This is a genomic window from Kitasatospora sp. NPDC058406 (genome assembly GCF_042722765.1).
Classification (GTDB): Bacteria; Actinomycetota; Actinomycetes; order Streptomycetales; family Streptomycetaceae; genus Kitasatospora.
This window is the reverse complement of record NZ_JBHXKE010000030.1, coordinates 1-13540: the sequence shown is the minus strand read 5'-3', so window position 1 is coordinate 13540 and position 13540 is coordinate 1. Positions and strand designations below refer to the sequence as shown.

Genomic DNA, 13540 nt, shown 5'->3' with positions numbered 1-13540 from the left:
GCCTCGACACCGATGTGCCCGCCGCCGGGCTCAGCGATCGTGGACCTACCGATCCTCACCACAACAACGGAGCCTGCGATGAGAACTCGTCAACCCGCCACCACCGCACTGGAAGACCCGCGGATCCCGGTGAGGGCCAAGCTCGCCGCAGCGTGGACAAGCTTCGTGTTCCTGTACGTCTACGTGGACATTCTCGCCTTCTTCAAGCCCGGCGTCATCGATGACATCGAGGCCGGCGTCGTCTGGGAGTTCGACGTCAGCCAGACGTTGTTGACCACCTTCCTCGCGGTCATGGCGATCCCGATCCTCATGGTCGTGCTGTCGATGACGCTGCCCGCCCGGGCGAACCGCATCACGAACCTCATCGTGGCCTCGGTACAGGTCCCCTTCGCGGCGTTCAACGCGGTGGGCGAGTCCTGGACGTACTTCTACGGCCTCGGCGTCGCACTGGAAGTGATCGTTCTCGCCCTCATCCTGCGGTACGCCTGGACCTGGCCCCGCACCACACCGTCGGCGACCACGGTGACCAGCCCGGACCGTGAAACCGTTCGCGCCCAGCAGCAAGCGTGAACCCAGGAGCAGTCCCCGTCCGGTTCGGAGCCATCCACCTCGGTGCCGCGGTGTGGGCCTCCCGGCGGTGAAACACCAACTACCACGGGGGCGTCGCGTAGGGGCCTTCCGAGGCCCCTACCGGCAGGTCAGGTCTCGGATGCGCACACAGGCCCACCGCATCGTCGACACCGACCCCAAGCGCGGCAACGTCGTCGTCCGCCGCACTGGCACCTGCGACGACGAGCCGACGTATCAGGTCCGCCGGTCCCCACCGAACACCCCGTAGGTCCCCGGTCATGATCCATGCACACCAGCTCACCGAGCGCCACGGCGACAAGACCGCCGTGCACACCACCAGCTTCCCCTATGGGTCGTGGATCGGGTCGAGAATGCATGAGGGGACGGCAGGCACGGATCCCCCGGTGATCATGAAGCGCAGAGGACTCCATGATCGGGAGAGCCGTGCCTGCCCTGCTGTCACCACCTACTGGCGGACGCCCTACGGGACTTGACCTGCGTGCGGAGCTTCCTCCGATCGCCCCTGGCGACTACGACGGGTGTCCTTGCGTCGCGTCCTCAAGTGACGCGCATGCTACAGAATCTCAACCTTCCAGATGTGCAGCGGCCTGTTCGGGTACGAGACGTCATACCACCGGTTCACGCTCACCGTGGCGCCGTTGTAGTCGTACATCTTGATGTCGTTGTTGCCGGTGAAGACCCGGTCGACCCATCCGTCGATCTTGTAAACGCCGGCGTTGGCAAAGCAGTTCACATCGCCGAAGCGGCTACCGTGCGACCAGATCTTCAGAAAGTCATTACCGCTCTGGCAGTCGACGTTGCCGGCGAAGGCAGTGCCGGACGGCCCCATCAGGGTGAACACGCCTGCTGCGGCCAGTGCCGAGGTCAGAAGGCGCACCATTCTCATCTTGCCGGAAGCCATTGCTTCTCCTCTTCGACTCGGCGCCCCGTGCAGCAGTCATGGCGTCCCACGGAGCGGTGTCTGCGGTTCTGGCGTGGCGCCGCGGCGGTTCGGGCGCCGCGGCTTCAGGACCACCGGGCGCTCGCCGAAGGGGATTTCAGCACTCTCCCCTCGGTCCGACGCACGTCGCGCCGCTGCCCGGGCGCCACTCCCATGGTCAGCTCCGACCAGCGTAGGAGGACCACTGCTGCCGACGCTTGAACATCGGCGCCACCTCGATGGAACATCAGCGCCGAGAAGTGGCGCGAGGACCCGCACGAAGCCGGTCCGTTGAACGGCCCTGTCCCGTAGTCCGTGGTAGCGCTCTGTGTCTGGTCGCCAAGCGCCGCGCGGCCCGGCACCGGATCGGCATCCTGGCCCCCGAGGTTGTCCCGGCCTACGTCGGCGACCGCCCCGCCGAGGATGTCCTCTCGCCGGGCGCCCACGCCATCACGATCACGACCGCCGAGATGCCGACCTGCCGCCGCCGCTACGCGACCTGCGGCGAAGTCCGGGCGATGGACGACCGGTGGAACCGCAGGCCCGCGGGGGTGGCTTGACCGGTGAGCTCGCGTGGCCGCGATGAGTTCGCAGGCGCTCGGCCGGGGTTTCGCGGTGTGGAAGGCCCGCAGTGTCACGAGGCTGTCGGATGCGGTGGCCCTCTCCACCTGGGTCTCCACGGCCTCGCCGCGCTCATGGATGATGCGAACCCGACGCGAAGGCTCGTAGCAGGGGGTTGCGGCCATGGGGCGGAACCGACCACAGGTCGTGTCCTCGCAGGCCCCAGGCGCGCAGGAGGCTGTTCGCGGCGGCAAAGCCGGTGGTGGCTGCGCGTTCCATGAGGGCGGTGGGCAGGGGGCATCGGACCGCGTCGCCGGCGAGGACGAGTCGGGGATACCGGGTTCGGGTCCGTGGACGTTGCGCGTGTGAGCCGACGGCGAAGAGCGGGCAGTCGGAGTGCCATGCGTGGCGGCTGTCGACGACGCGGGCGGTCGCCGTCTCGGGGTAGAGCAGCCGGCTCTGGGCGAGGGCCTGATCCTGTACGGCGGTGCGGTCGGCCGAGGGGTCCACGGCGTAGGCGTGGAGTTCGAGGACCGAACCGCCGGTGCGGGCGGTCCAGCGCGCGGCCTGTCCCTCCCATCGTTCGACGACGCTGACGTTGTCCAGCGGGCCGTAGCCGGAGGTGCCGAGGAATCCGGCCCGGTCGGGGCGGGCAGGCCGGTCGATCCAGTGGCGGCTGACGAGGAAGGGCGGAGCCTGGCGCACGGCGGCGGCGCAGGCCCGCAGCTCGTGGTCGTCGAGCAGGGGGGATCGCTCCACCAGGGTCCGCAGGCCCGCGAGGTCGGTGGCGAGGACGACGGCGTCGAAAGCCTCGGCGCCGTCGTCGAGGTCGAGGTCGAAGCCGCCGTCGGGACGCGGCGCGACGGCGCGGACGGCGGTGGCGGTGTGCACCCGGACGGACAGTGCGGCCAGCCGGTCGGCGAGCGGGTTCCACAGGGCTTGCGGGAAGGGTTCGTTGACGACGTCGAACAGGAGGCCCTCGGAGGAGCCGAGAAAGTAGATGTGGAACATGAGGGCGAGTTCGGCGGCCGAGAGAGCCTCGGGGGCGCTGAAGAAGCTGCGCGAGAAGACCTCGAAGGCGAGGTGGCGGGCCTTGGGCGGGAAGTTGACGGCCGCGAGGAACTCGGCGGCGCTGGCGGTGTCGAGCGCGTGGTAGACGTCGGGGACGCGGACGTCGAACAGCGGGCGGGCCCGGCGGGCGTCGATGCGCGCCAGGTCGGTCAGCCGGAAGGTGGGGCTCCTCAGGGCGAAGAGGAGGGCGTTCCACGGCGGTGTGCGCGGGAGCCCGGCGAAGCGGTCGGTCCCCCCGGTACGGCTGCGCAGCGGGTAGTCGGGTAGGGCGGTGAGGAAGCCGAGTGCGGGGTCGATCCGGCGCAGGAGGGCACGGAGGTTGTAGTACTGACGGAAGAAGGCGTGGAACCCGCGGTTCATCGTGACGGTGGTGCCGTCGGCGAGGGTGGTGTCCCAGCCTGCGAGTCTGCCGCCGAGGTGCGGGCCGCGTTCGTAGAGGTTGACGGCGATGCCGCGCTCGGCGAGTGCGACGGCGGCTGTCAGGCCCGCGATGCCGCCTCCGACGACGGCGGCGCGCGGCGGCGGGGATCCCGCGCGGGCCGCGCCGTGGTGGGCGGGCCACAGGACGGCGCGGGTGTCGCGGGCGCCGGGCGGCAGGGGTCTGCGGGTCACGGGTGCTCCGGCGGCCGGACGGCGGTCAGGGTGTGGACGACGCCGGCCTGCCACCCGGTGGCCGGGTGGACCCGGACGTCGGTGAATCCCGCGCGCTCGATCCGGGCAGCCAGTGCGTGCGCGGTGTCGAACCCGAGCACGCTGCGGCGCAGGTGGCGGTAGAGCCTCGGTCCGCCCGCGCCCACCGTGCCGAGGGGGATGACGATGCCCCAGCACAGGGCGTTCCAGAGGACGCGGTCGACGGTGCGTCCGCGCAGGGTGTAGTCGTGGACGACGAGGGGGCCGCCGGGGCGCAGGACCTGGCGGATGCGGTCCAGCACGTGGTCGGGGTCGGCGGTGTTGCGCAGGAGGTAGGCGGCGAGGACGGCGTCGTAGGGGCCCTGCACCGGTGGCCGCCCGAGGTCCTCGGCCCGGGCCTCGACGAACTCGACCCGCGGGGGCCAGGGTTTCGCGCGGGCGTGCTCCAGCATGCCGGCGGACGCGTCCGCGGCGGTGACGACGGCGCCTGGGTCTGCTGTGGTGACGGCCAGGGTGGAGGCGCCGGTGCCGCAGCCGAGGTCCAGGATGCGTCGGGGGGTTGCGCTGCCCGCTCCCAGGAGTGCTGCGGCCGAGGCGAGTTGGCGGTGGTAGCCGGGGCTGAGGGCGGTGAGGCGGTCGTAGTCGCCGCAGGCGCGGTTGAAGGCGTCGTTCAGCGCGGGGCCGTGCAGGACGGTCATCGGTGCTCCGGGGCGTGGGCGGGGGCGGCGGGCCGTCGGCGGGCGCGGTGGAGCGCGATGTCCAGGCAGGAGCGCAGCATCGGTGCGAGCGGGCTGTGCAGGCCGATGGCGAGTTCCTGGCGGGCGGTCGAGGCGCCGTCGAGGAAGCGCAGCACGGTCTCGGCGGGGTTGGCGCGGAAGAGCGTGGTGAAGAAGTCGGGACCGATGCGGCCCTGGTCGAGGGCGCGGAGGAGCACGGCGTCCAGGGCCAGGTGGCGGCGCGGGTGGGGGCGCGGTGGTACGGGTGGCTTTCCGTCGAGCAGGTACCGGGCCGCGGCGTCCGCCTGGCGCCGGCTGGCGGCGAAGCTGTATCCGGTCGAGGGCCGGGTGGCACCGCCGCTGGTGCCGATCCTGATGTGGCGGGGGCTCTCGCGGCGGGGGTAGGTGGCGTCCGTCATCGGGACGACGCCGTGTTCGACGGCGTCGATCCGGTAGCCGGTGGTGCCGATCCGGTCGCGCAGGTAGCCGCGCAGGGCCGGGTCGTAGGCGGGCTCGGGCCAGGTGAGCCGGCTGAAGACCGTGTACTCGACCAGGGCGCGGCACTCGTCCAGCGGCAGGATGTAGCCGAAGGCGAGCCCCGCGGCCGGCTGGGGGACGCGGAAGTCCATCAGCAGGGGGACACGCGGGTCGAAGGCGGGCCGGTCGGTGGTGACGAACCAGCCCCGGAAGTGCTGGAGCAGGGCGGTCCGCGCATTCGGCCGCGGTGGCCTGGGCCGTGAGTCGAGGACCCAGCGGGCGCGCAGGGTGCGGGTGGCGGCGCCGGTGTCGACGGGGACGAGAACGTGGGCGGGCGTGTCGAAGACCTCCCCGGCGACCCCGGCGACGTGCCGGAAGTTGGGGCAGCGGTCCAGGCGTCGGTGGACGGCTCGGCGGAAGGTCTCGGAGTCGAGCATCTTGTAGCGCTGGCGTCCCAGGGCGTGCCGGGTGAGCGTGCCGTCGGTGGAGCAGAGGGCTGCGCTGTCCCAACTGGCGGTCAGCAGGTCGTCGTAGGGACCGCCCGCCGGTTCCCAGAAGCACCAGGTGCGCGGGGCCGGGCGACGGCGGTCCCCGTCGGCGGGTTCGACGAGTGCGACGGTGGGTGCGGCCGGGCCTGCGGTGGCGAGCCGGTGGGCGAAGGTGAGGCCGGCCGCTCCGGCACCGATGACGACGATGTCGACGTTGTCCGGCCCGCTCACCGGGGGTCCGTCCGGGTGCGCAGCAGGTGGCGTCGTTCGGCGTAGGCGATGTCGTCGCGCCACAGACGGGCCGCGGTGCGGCGGACGGCCGGGCGGACGAGGGGGGCGAGGGCGCGGGCGAGGGCGAATCCGCGTCGGCCGGAGGCGGCCACGACGGCTTCGGTGACGATGCTGCGGGCCGGTCGGTCCGGGCCGCGCAGGGGAGTGGCGTGCGTCTCCACGACGCTGCCGGTTCCTTCGCCGCTGATGATCTCCATGACGACGGTGCGCGGTCCCGGGGCGGTGAATGCGGCGGTGACGGGGACGGCGAGGCGCCGGCCCAGACGGAATTCCACCTCGACGAGGAAGCGGTCCGTGTCGGCGGGGGTGTCGCGGGGCAGGTCGGCGGGCGGGCTCTCGCTGACCCGCAGGGCGCCGAACGCGTAGGGGTGGAACCAGGCGCCGTGCCAGGGGTCGAGTCGGTTGGCGAGGATGTCGCGGGGTTCGCACCTGCCGGCGACGCAGGTGACGGCGGTGAGCGCCGTCCGCGGGTCGGGGCGGCGGGTGCGTGGCGGAAGGGGTGTGGGGTCCTCCCCGCCGATGCCGTCCAGGCGCACCCACAGGAGCGCGCCGTCGTCGTGGCAGGGGTGGGTGCGCCAGGCCGGTGTGCCGGCCGGTCCGAGCCGCATCCCGTGCCAGTGGCAGACGAGGTCGGCGCCGTCCACGGGGCCGCCGCACAGGGGTGCTCCGAGGTGGGGGCAGGCGCCGGGCCCGGCGTGGACGTCACCGCCGGTTGCGCGCCATACGACGAGTTCGCGGCCGGCCACGTACCGGGCCGCCGACCGGCCCGGCCGAAGGGTGCTGCTCGCCCCGAGGACGTACCAGTTGCCGGTGGGGCGGGCGCTCGCGCGGACGACGGCCGCCTGGATGACCGCAGGGCGGGCCTGCTCCCAGGTGGGACTCTGGTCGAGCCAGCGTTCGCGTCGGCGCCTGCGCACGGGGAGGAGGCCGGTCGGGGGCGGGCGGTGCTCGGTCACGGGGTCGTCTTTCCTCCGGGGGAGTGGTGCGGTGTTCGGCGCCGTGCCGGGGCTCGGGCCGCGGCCGCGTACCAGGGGGCCGTTCCCGCGGTCCCCGCCCATCAGCGGTCCCCGCGCCGTGCGGCCGCTGCGCCGAACCGTGCGACCGCGGCCCCGGCCGCACCGCGGGCCGCCACGGCCGCGCGGCGGCCGCGCGACACGCAGACCCGCCGGTGGAGGACCACCTCGACCCCGTGGCGTTCGACCTCGTCGAGGATCCGGCGGTAGAGCACCAGGGCCGCCGCCACACACGGGCGGGAGGCGGGGGCCAGTATCGGCACGCCCAGGGAGGCGTACCGGTAGAGGCCCCGGGTGTGCGCGATGCGCTCGCGCAGGGCGGCGGCCACCCGTGTGCTGCCGCGCCCGGTCCGTCGGCACCACATCAGCAGGTCGCGGTCGACCCCGTGCGACGCCAGTTGGTCGGCGGGCAGGTAGATCCGGCCGCGGTCGAGGTCCTCGCCGACGTCGCGGATGAAGTTGGTGATCTGGAAGGCCGTCCCCAGCCCGGCGGCGTGCGGCGCCGCCCGCTCCTGGGGGCCGACCGTGCGGAGGACCGGCAGGCACTGCAGACCGATCACGGCCGCCGATCCGTGGACGTACGTCATCAGTTCCTGGAAGGTCGGGTACTCCTCGACGTGGAGGTCCATCCGCATGGAGGCGAGGAAGTCCGTGAAGTGCCGCCGCCCGATGCCGTAGCGGCGGGCCGTGTCGACCACGGCGTCGACCACGGGGTGCCCCCCTCGGCCGTCCTGCCACGCCGTGCCGAATCGGCGCTCCAGTTCGTCGAGCGCGGCGGCGCGCGCCGTGAGGCCCCCGGGGACTCCCGGATCGTCGACGATGTCGTCGGCCCAGCGGGCGAACCCGTACAGGGCGTGCACGGCGGGCCGCTGCGCGGGTGACAGCAGCCGGGTCGCCAGGAAGTAGGTCCTGCCGTGACGGGCGTTCAACCGTCGGCACTCCTCGTAGGCCAGCCGCAGGTCCCGGTCCGACACCCCCGCCCTGTCCAGTTCCCGGGCGCTCACCGGCCGCCGCCCGTCGCCGCGGCGCGCGCGGACAGGCCGGCGCGCCCGCGCGGAACACCCGTGACCCGGGCGGCGGCCAGCTTCCCGGACAGCAGCACCGTCGGTACCCCCACGCCCGGTGTGGTCCCGCAGCCGGCCAGCACCACGTTCTCCTCCCCCGCGACGAGGTTGCGCGGCCGGAACGGCCCGGTCTGACGGAGGGTGTGCGCGGCTGAGAAGGGCGTCCCGGCGGCGAGGCCCGACCGCTGCCAGTCCGCAGGCGTCACCAGTCGTTCGTACTCGATGGCGTCCCCGAAGCCGTCCATGCCACGCCTCTCCAGCTCCGCGACCACCTGGTCCCGGTAGCGCGGTGCGATCCGGTGCCAGTCCATCGGGCCCTGCTCCAGGTTCGGGCAGGGCGCCAGCACGTAGTGCAGGTGGCGCCCGGGCGGAGCCAGCGACGGATCCGTCACCGTCGGGTTGGTGATCAGCAGCGAGGGGTCGCTCATCAGCCGTCCCGTCCGGGTCAGTTCCGTGAACGTCGAGCGCCAGGCCCGGCCGAACGACAGGGTGTGGTGCGCCGACTGCTCCCACCGCCGGTCGGTCCCCGCGTGCAGCACGAACGCCGAGGGTGCCCACCGCAGGCGGGCCACCCGCCGCGGGGCGCGGCCCAGCAGGCGGTAGGCGGCGGGCAGGTCGAGCGTGAGCACCAGCGCGTCGCAGCCGATCCGCTCGCCCGCGTCGGTCCTGACCGCCGTCACCCGCCCCGACGGGCCGCGTTCCAGCAGGCCGACCCCGGCCCCGTAGCGCAGTCGCGCGCCGGCCGCCGCCGCGGTGTCCGCCATGGCCCGCGCGACGGTGTGCATGCCGCCGCGCGGGAAGTGGACCCCGGCCACCGTGTCCATGTACGCGATGACGGCGTACGCCGCGAGAGCGCGGCCCGGTCCCACCCCCGCGTACAGCGACTGGAAGGAGAACACCCGCTGCAGCCGCTCGTCGTGCAGGAACGACGCGACCTTCGGCCCGAGTCGGCCGAAGCCGCCCAGTGCCGCCAGGCGCGCCAGGTCCGCGCCGAGCAGGTCCAGCGGGGAGTCGAAGTTGGCGTCGATGAAGCTGCGCATCTGCACCCGGTAGAGGTCCTCCATCCACCGGCGCAGCCGGCGGTACCCCAGGACCTCCCGCTCGCCGGCGAACCTCCGTACCTGCTCCTCCATCAACTCCGGTTCGCTGTGGACGTCGAGGGTGGAGCCGTCCGCGAACGCCGCCCGGTAGGCGGGGCTGAGCGGCACCAGCTCGACCTGTTCCGCCAACGAGCCGCCCGCCGCCGACAACGCCTCGTCCAGGATCGCGGGCATGGTCAGCACGGTGGGGCCGGTGTCGATGCGGTAGCCGCCCGCGTCGAGCCGCCCGGCCCTCCCGCCCGGCCCGCCGTCGCGTTCGACGACGGTCACCCGCCGCCCGGCGCCGAGCAGGTGCAGCGCCGCGGACAGTCCCGACAGTCCCGCGCCCACGACGACGACATGGTCGGTGCGGCCCGTCACGGTGCCCGTCACGCCCCTTCCTCCACCACGGCCGGCGCATCCGCCGCGGAATCCGGACCCTGCGCCTGTCGACGCGGTTCCGGTTGCCGGCCCGCCGCCGTCTCCGTACGCATCTCCCGCCACGGGCCGCGCAGCCGCCGGCCGGCCGCCGGGTCCTGGCAGCAGATCCCCAGCGCCAGGTCGTCCGCCGCGGCCGGGGCCAGGCCCCCGGCCAGGATCGCCTGGGCGACTCCGTACGTCTCTCGCACCCGGTCGCTCTCCGTCGTCGTCGTGAGAGGGGCCGGACGTCAGAGCCCGGCCTTCGACTGCCAGTCTCCGGAGCTCGGCGGCCACACCCCGGCGCCACACGCACCGCGCGCACCGGTCCACCCGTCCGGCCCCCGCCGGGCGGGTGGACCGACCCGTGTATCCGGCCGGCCCGCCGGGCCGCACGATCCTCACCGACGCGGCATGCGGCAGCGGCCGCGACCGGGCGTCTGGATCGTCCGCCTCGCGGCGCGTCGGGCAGCCCGTCATCCGGACCGGACGGTGTGGCGGACGGGGGAGATCCGGGCCGGGTGGCGAGGTGAGCGTGCGGGTGGGGCCGTCCTTGAGGTCGGCCCGGGAAGGCCCGGGAAGGCCCGGGAAGGCCCGGGAAGGGGTGAGGGAGCACGTGTCGCACGTGGCCGTGGCGACAGCGGGGCGTTTCTACCGTTCCCCGTTCTCGTGCCGCACGGTGCGGCGGGCCCGGCGCATCCTCGCCTCGGCGAGGTGGCGGCGGCCGGCGGCGAGGTCGCCGCGGACCTGCGCCTCGACGCCGACGAACGCCTCGTAGTAGGTGCGGTCGTACGCCTCGACGACCTGGTACGTCCACATGTCCGGCAGGACGTCCCGGCCGACGAGTTCACGCTCCACCAGGTCCGCGTGCCCGCCGTGCCCGGCCTCGCGCAGCATCCGGACCGCTTCGGCGAGCATCCGGTCGGCCTCCCCGGTCGTCTGGTGGAATCCGTAGAGGTGGCCCCGGGCCCGCTCCGTGCCTTCCAGGGCCTTCGACAGAACCCCCAGCGCCTCCACCGTCGCTGTGCCTATTTCGGGCGGAGGGTCCTGCTCCGTGCCGGGCCCGGCGGCTCCGTGCCGCCCGGGCCGCCCCGTTCCGAATCCCCCGTGTTCCGTGCCGCGGCCGCGGTCCCGCTCGCTGCTGTCCATGCCGAGCGGGTGCCCGACCCGCGGCACGGCAACCGGACGACGGGGACCCGCCTGCGGCGGTCTGTGCGGCGCCCCGGCGGCGAAGACACGACGGCTCCCGCCGGGGCGTGCCCCTGACGGTCGTCGTGGATCAGAGCCGGGTCGTGTCCCGTTGTTCCAGCGGATGGAGGGCGGGCCCCTGGAGCACCTCGCCGTCGACGGCGAAGCGGGAGCCGTGGCAGGGGCACTCCCAGGTCCGCTCCGCGTTGTTGAAGGCGACGAGGCAGCCGAGGTGGGTGCAGACGGCGGAGACCGCGTGCAGTGCGCCCTGGTCGTCGCGGTGGACGGCGCAGGGCCTGCCGTCGGCGCGCACCACGGTGCCCTCGCCGGGGCGCAGCGCGGCCACCGGCCCGTTCGTGCCGTCCCCGAGGGTCTCCAGGCGGTCCTTCACGAAGTGCTTGCCGGCGTCCCACTGGGCCTTGAGGATCTCGGGGGCGGTGCGGAGGGTCGCTCCCGGGCGGTGGGGGTCGTAGAGCTGCGCCCATGCCGGGTGCGGGGTTGCGGTGATGAGGCCGGCCAGGAGCTGTCCGGCCACGACGCCGCCGGTCATGCCCCATCCCGCGAAGCCGGTGGCGGTGTAGACGTGCTCGGCTCCTGGGCGCAGGCGTCCGATCAGGGGGAGGGTGTCGGTGGAGCTGTTGTCCTGTGCGGCCCAACGGTGGGTGGTCCTGAAGCCGGGGAACCGTTCCTCGGTCCAGGACCGGAGCCGCGCGTACCTGGCCTCGGTGTCCTCGCCGTCGCCGGGGGTGAACGCCTCGCCGGTGACGATCAGCAGCCGCGTTCCGTCCGGGCCGGGAGCGGTGCGGACGGACCGTTTGCCGCTCTCGCTGGTGATGTACATGCCCTGCGGGTCCTGGTCTGCGGGGACGGGACCGGCGATGACGAGGTCGCGGTGCTGGGTGAGGCGTGCGGACAGCAGGGCGTGGTCGAAGACGGGGTGGTGGGTGGCCACGACCACGTGCCGGGCCGTGGCGGTTGCCCCCGAGGCGGTCGTGAGCCGGCGGGGCCCGCCCCCGTCGAGTGCGGTGACGCGCGTGTTCTCGTAGATCCGGCCGCCGTGGGCGGTGAGATCGTCGGCGAGTGCGCGCAGGTACTTCAGAGGGTGGAACTGCGCCTGCTCCTCGACCCTGACGGCGCCCGCCACCGGGAAGGGCAGGCCGGTGTCCGTGACGAAGACCGCGTCCAGGCCCGCGTCCCGGGCGGCCGTCACCTCGGCGTGCAGTGCCTCGACCGAGGCGGGGTCCTCGCCGTAGGTGAAGGCGGGACGCCGTTCGATTTCGCAGTCGACGGCGAGTTCTTCGGCCACCTCCACGATCCGCTCCAGCGCGGCGCGCTGCGAGGCGGCGTAGAGGCGGGCGGCGCCCTCCCCGTGCCGGGAGCGCAGCCGGCTGTACACGCTCGCGTGCAGGGCCGTGACCTTGCCCGTCGTGTGGCCGGTGACGCCTGCCGCGATCCGTCCTGCCTCCAGCACCACGACGTTCAGGCCGGCACGGGAGAGTTCCCATGCGGTGCTGAGACCGGCGATGCCCGCACCGACCACGACGACATCGGCCTCCGTCGGCGCGGTGAGGGACGGGTAGGCGGGCATGTCGACCGACTGCATCCAGTAGGAACCGTACGCATCAGGAAGTCGATTCATACCCAGCGACTGCCCAGGCAGCTCCCGCACAACCCGCACCGCAGCCTTTCGTGTCCTCCGCGAGGAACGGGGCGTGCGGCGCGGTCACCCACGGCGGCCGAGACCCGTTTTCTCAGTGCGTCTGAGGTGGATCGGCCCGGCACGGTGAGCGGTGGAACGGCCCCTGGCACCGCGGGCTCGGACCGGACGGGGAGGCTGACGGGTGGGAGGGGGAGTGGCTGCGCACCGCGACACCGTACGGTGGGCATGTCCACCACACGGGGAATCCCGGAGGAGCCGCCCGATCACCACACCCGAGTACGAGCCGACGTTCACCGCCACCGTCTGCCCCGCGTTCGAGGGTCCCGTCCTGGAATGCGCAGGCGACCTGGACCTCGGCACGGTCCCCCTCCTGGACGCCGCGCTCCACCGCGCCCTGGCGTCCTGCCCTGCCCCGCCGCTCCTGATCGTCGACCTCGCCGCCGTCACCTTCATGGACTCCTCCGGCCTCAACGCCCTGCTGCGCGCCCGGCTCCTGGCCGCCGGCGCCGGCGCTGAGGTGCGCCTGGTCCGGCCGCCCCGCCAGGTCGCCCGGCTCCTGGAGATGACCGGCGCGGACCGGGTCTTCGCGGTCGACCCGGATGTGCCCACCGAGGCGGCGCCGGGCCCTGCGGGCCGGTAGCCACCGCCGTCAGCGTCCCTGTGTCGAGGGTCCGCCGATGGCGTCGAGGCCCGCCAGGGGAGCCGTCGCGAGCCTGGGAGCTGTGGGGCTCGTTGACCCGGAGACCGCTCTGCTGGCGCGGTCAGGGTTGGGTGCGTCGGTCGGGGTGTCGCGGTGCGGGCCGGGTTCGCCCCTGGCCGCGTTCGGGCCCGGTGCCGCCGGCCGCGGGGCCTCGGCCGTCGGGGGCGCCGTCGTAGGAGGGGGCCAGAAGCCCGAGGAGCGCTTCCACGCTGAGCCCGGCCTCCGCGGGGTGGCGCAGCCAGGTGCCCGTGGTGATGCGGTAGTGGTTGCGGCGTCCGACGCGGGTGCGGGTGAGGTATCCGGCCTGTTCGAGATCGGTCACGATCCCCTGGACGGCTCGCTCGGTGAGGCGGGATTCCAGTGCGACGTCCCGCAGCCGGACTCCCGGGTTGCGGGCTATCGCGGCCAGCACGCGGGCGTGGTTCGTCACGAACGTCCAGCCGGTCCTGGTGGGTTCCTCGAAGGCCATACCTTCATCGTAGGAGCATCGATTCACCTGTCACCACACACGAATCCTCGTTCACGTATCTGTTGACGTGAACGGTGATGCGGGTCACGCTGGAAGTGTCTTCGCCCTAGCTGTTCTGACCCATGAGGTTGGGAACGCGGCTGGCGGGTGGCTTGCCTGCGAGTGCGGTGTGTCCGCGGTGGTGATTGTAGGTGTGGAGCCAGTCG

The 13540-nt window shown here is 73.4% G+C and carries 14 protein-coding genes and 1 pseudogene; 3 read left to right on the top strand and 12 right to left on the bottom strand.

Annotation, left to right across the window (positions count from 1 at the left end; genetic code table 11):
• Window positions 1-78: 78 nt before the first annotated feature.
• On the top strand, window positions 79-570 hold the full coding sequence (locus ACFWOG_RS08865; protein ID WP_380356202.1) for a DUF6326 family protein: 492 nt from the start codon (window positions 79-81) through the stop codon (window positions 568-570).
• Between the two features lie 139 nt (window positions 571-709).
• Window positions 710-838, top strand: coding sequence for a hypothetical protein (locus ACFWOG_RS08860; protein ID WP_380356199.1), 129 nt, complete (start codon window positions 710-712; stop codon window positions 836-838).
• 306 nt (window positions 839-1144) lie between these two features.
• Here ACFWOG_RS08860 and ACFWOG_RS08855 read toward each other — a convergent pair whose 3' ends face one another.
• The 10 genes from ACFWOG_RS08855 to ACFWOG_RS08810 all read right to left on the bottom strand — a co-directional run bounded on the left by ACFWOG_RS08855 (window position 1145) and on the right by ACFWOG_RS08810 (window position 12108).
• Window positions 1145-1492 (bottom strand): beta/gamma crystallin domain-containing protein, encoded by a 348-nt coding sequence (locus ACFWOG_RS08855; protein ID WP_380356196.1) that lies wholly within the window; start codon window positions 1490-1492, stop codon window positions 1145-1147.
• 711 nt (window positions 1493-2203) lie between these two features.
• A complete protein-coding gene (locus tag ACFWOG_RS08850) occupies window positions 2204-3754 on the bottom strand; it encodes an FAD-dependent oxidoreductase (protein ID WP_380356194.1) in 1551 nt (516 codons plus the stop codon).
• Complete coding sequence (locus ACFWOG_RS08845) at window positions 3751-4470, bottom strand: class I SAM-dependent methyltransferase (RefSeq protein WP_380356191.1); 720 nt, start codon at window positions 4468-4470, stop codon at window positions 3751-3753. The genes ACFWOG_RS08850 and ACFWOG_RS08845 overlap by 4 nt, the downstream gene beginning before the upstream one ends.
• Window positions 4467-5684, bottom strand: coding sequence for a lycopene cyclase family protein (locus ACFWOG_RS08840; protein ID WP_380356188.1), 1218 nt, complete (start codon window positions 5682-5684; stop codon window positions 4467-4469). The genes ACFWOG_RS08845 and ACFWOG_RS08840 overlap by 4 nt, the downstream gene beginning before the upstream one ends.
• Window positions 5681-6700, bottom strand: a complete 1020-nt coding sequence (locus ACFWOG_RS08835) for a DUF5914 domain-containing protein (RefSeq protein ID WP_329948329.1) — start codon at window positions 6698-6700, stop codon at window positions 5681-5683. The genes ACFWOG_RS08840 and ACFWOG_RS08835 overlap by 4 nt, the downstream gene beginning before the upstream one ends.
• Before the next feature lie 101 nt (window positions 6701-6801).
• Window positions 6802-7761, bottom strand: a complete 960-nt coding sequence (locus ACFWOG_RS08830) for a phytoene/squalene synthase family protein (RefSeq protein ID WP_380356185.1) — start codon at window positions 7759-7761, stop codon at window positions 6802-6804.
• A complete protein-coding gene (gene crtI, locus ACFWOG_RS08825; protein WP_380356182.1) occupies window positions 7758-9293 on the bottom strand; it encodes a phytoene desaturase family protein in 1536 nt (511 codons plus the stop codon). The genes ACFWOG_RS08830 and crtI overlap by 4 nt, the downstream gene beginning before the upstream one ends.
• Window positions 9290-9529: a hypothetical protein gene (locus ACFWOG_RS08820; RefSeq protein WP_380356181.1), complete on the bottom strand. Its 240-nt coding sequence runs from the start codon at window positions 9527-9529 to the stop codon at window positions 9290-9292. The genes crtI and ACFWOG_RS08820 overlap by 4 nt, the downstream gene beginning before the upstream one ends.
• A gap of 439 nt (window positions 9530-9968) precedes the next feature.
• Window positions 9969-10334, bottom strand: a complete 366-nt coding sequence (locus ACFWOG_RS08815) for a hypothetical protein (RefSeq protein WP_380356178.1) — start codon at window positions 10332-10334, stop codon at window positions 9969-9971.
• A 262-nt stretch (window positions 10335-10596) separates the two neighbouring features.
• Window positions 10597-12108, bottom strand: a complete 1512-nt coding sequence (locus ACFWOG_RS08810; protein WP_380356176.1) for an FAD-dependent oxidoreductase — start codon at window positions 12106-12108, stop codon at window positions 10597-10599.
• A gap of 250 nt (window positions 12109-12358) precedes the next feature.
• On the opposite strand from ACFWOG_RS08810, the gene ACFWOG_RS08805 reads away from it, so the two are divergent.
• Window positions 12359-12805, top strand: coding sequence for an STAS domain-containing protein (locus ACFWOG_RS08805; protein ID WP_380356173.1), 447 nt, complete (start codon window positions 12359-12361; stop codon window positions 12803-12805).
• 121 nt (window positions 12806-12926) lie between these two features.
• Here the strand turns inward: ACFWOG_RS08805 and ACFWOG_RS08800 are convergent, their stop codons facing one another.
• The gene (locus ACFWOG_RS08800; protein ID WP_380356170.1) at window positions 12927-13334 is read right to left on the bottom strand and encodes a helix-turn-helix transcriptional regulator; all 408 of its coding nucleotides are present in this window, start codon (window positions 13332-13334) and stop codon (window positions 12927-12929) included.
• Window positions 13335-13440: 106 nt separating this feature from the next.
• Window positions 13441-13540, bottom strand: a pseudogene (locus ACFWOG_RS08795) (IS481 family transposase); the annotation flags it as partial.

Bases quoted from the DNA above. Each gene is read 5' to 3' on its own strand.
- ACFWOG_RS08865 (WP_380356202.1), top strand. From the start codon at position 79: ATGAGAACTCGTCAACCCGCCACCACCGCACTGGAAGACCCGCGGATC.
- ACFWOG_RS08860 (WP_380356199.1), top strand. From the start codon at position 710: ATGCGCACACAGGCCCACCGCATCGTCGACACCGACCCCAAGCGCGGC.
- ACFWOG_RS08855 (WP_380356196.1), bottom strand. From the start codon at position 1,492: ATGGCTTCCGGCAAGATGAGAATGGTGCGCCTTCTGACCTCGGCACTG.
- ACFWOG_RS08845 (WP_380356191.1), bottom strand. From the start codon at position 4,470: ATGACCGTCCTGCACGGCCCCGCGCTGAACGACGCCTTCAACCGCGCC.
- ACFWOG_RS08810 (WP_380356176.1), bottom strand. From the start codon at position 12,108: ATGCAGTCGGTCGACATGCCCGCCTACCCGTCCCTCACCGCGCCGACG.
- ACFWOG_RS08800 (WP_380356170.1), bottom strand. From the start codon at position 13,334: ATGGCCTTCGAGGAACCCACCAGGACCGGCTGGACGTTCGTGACGAAC.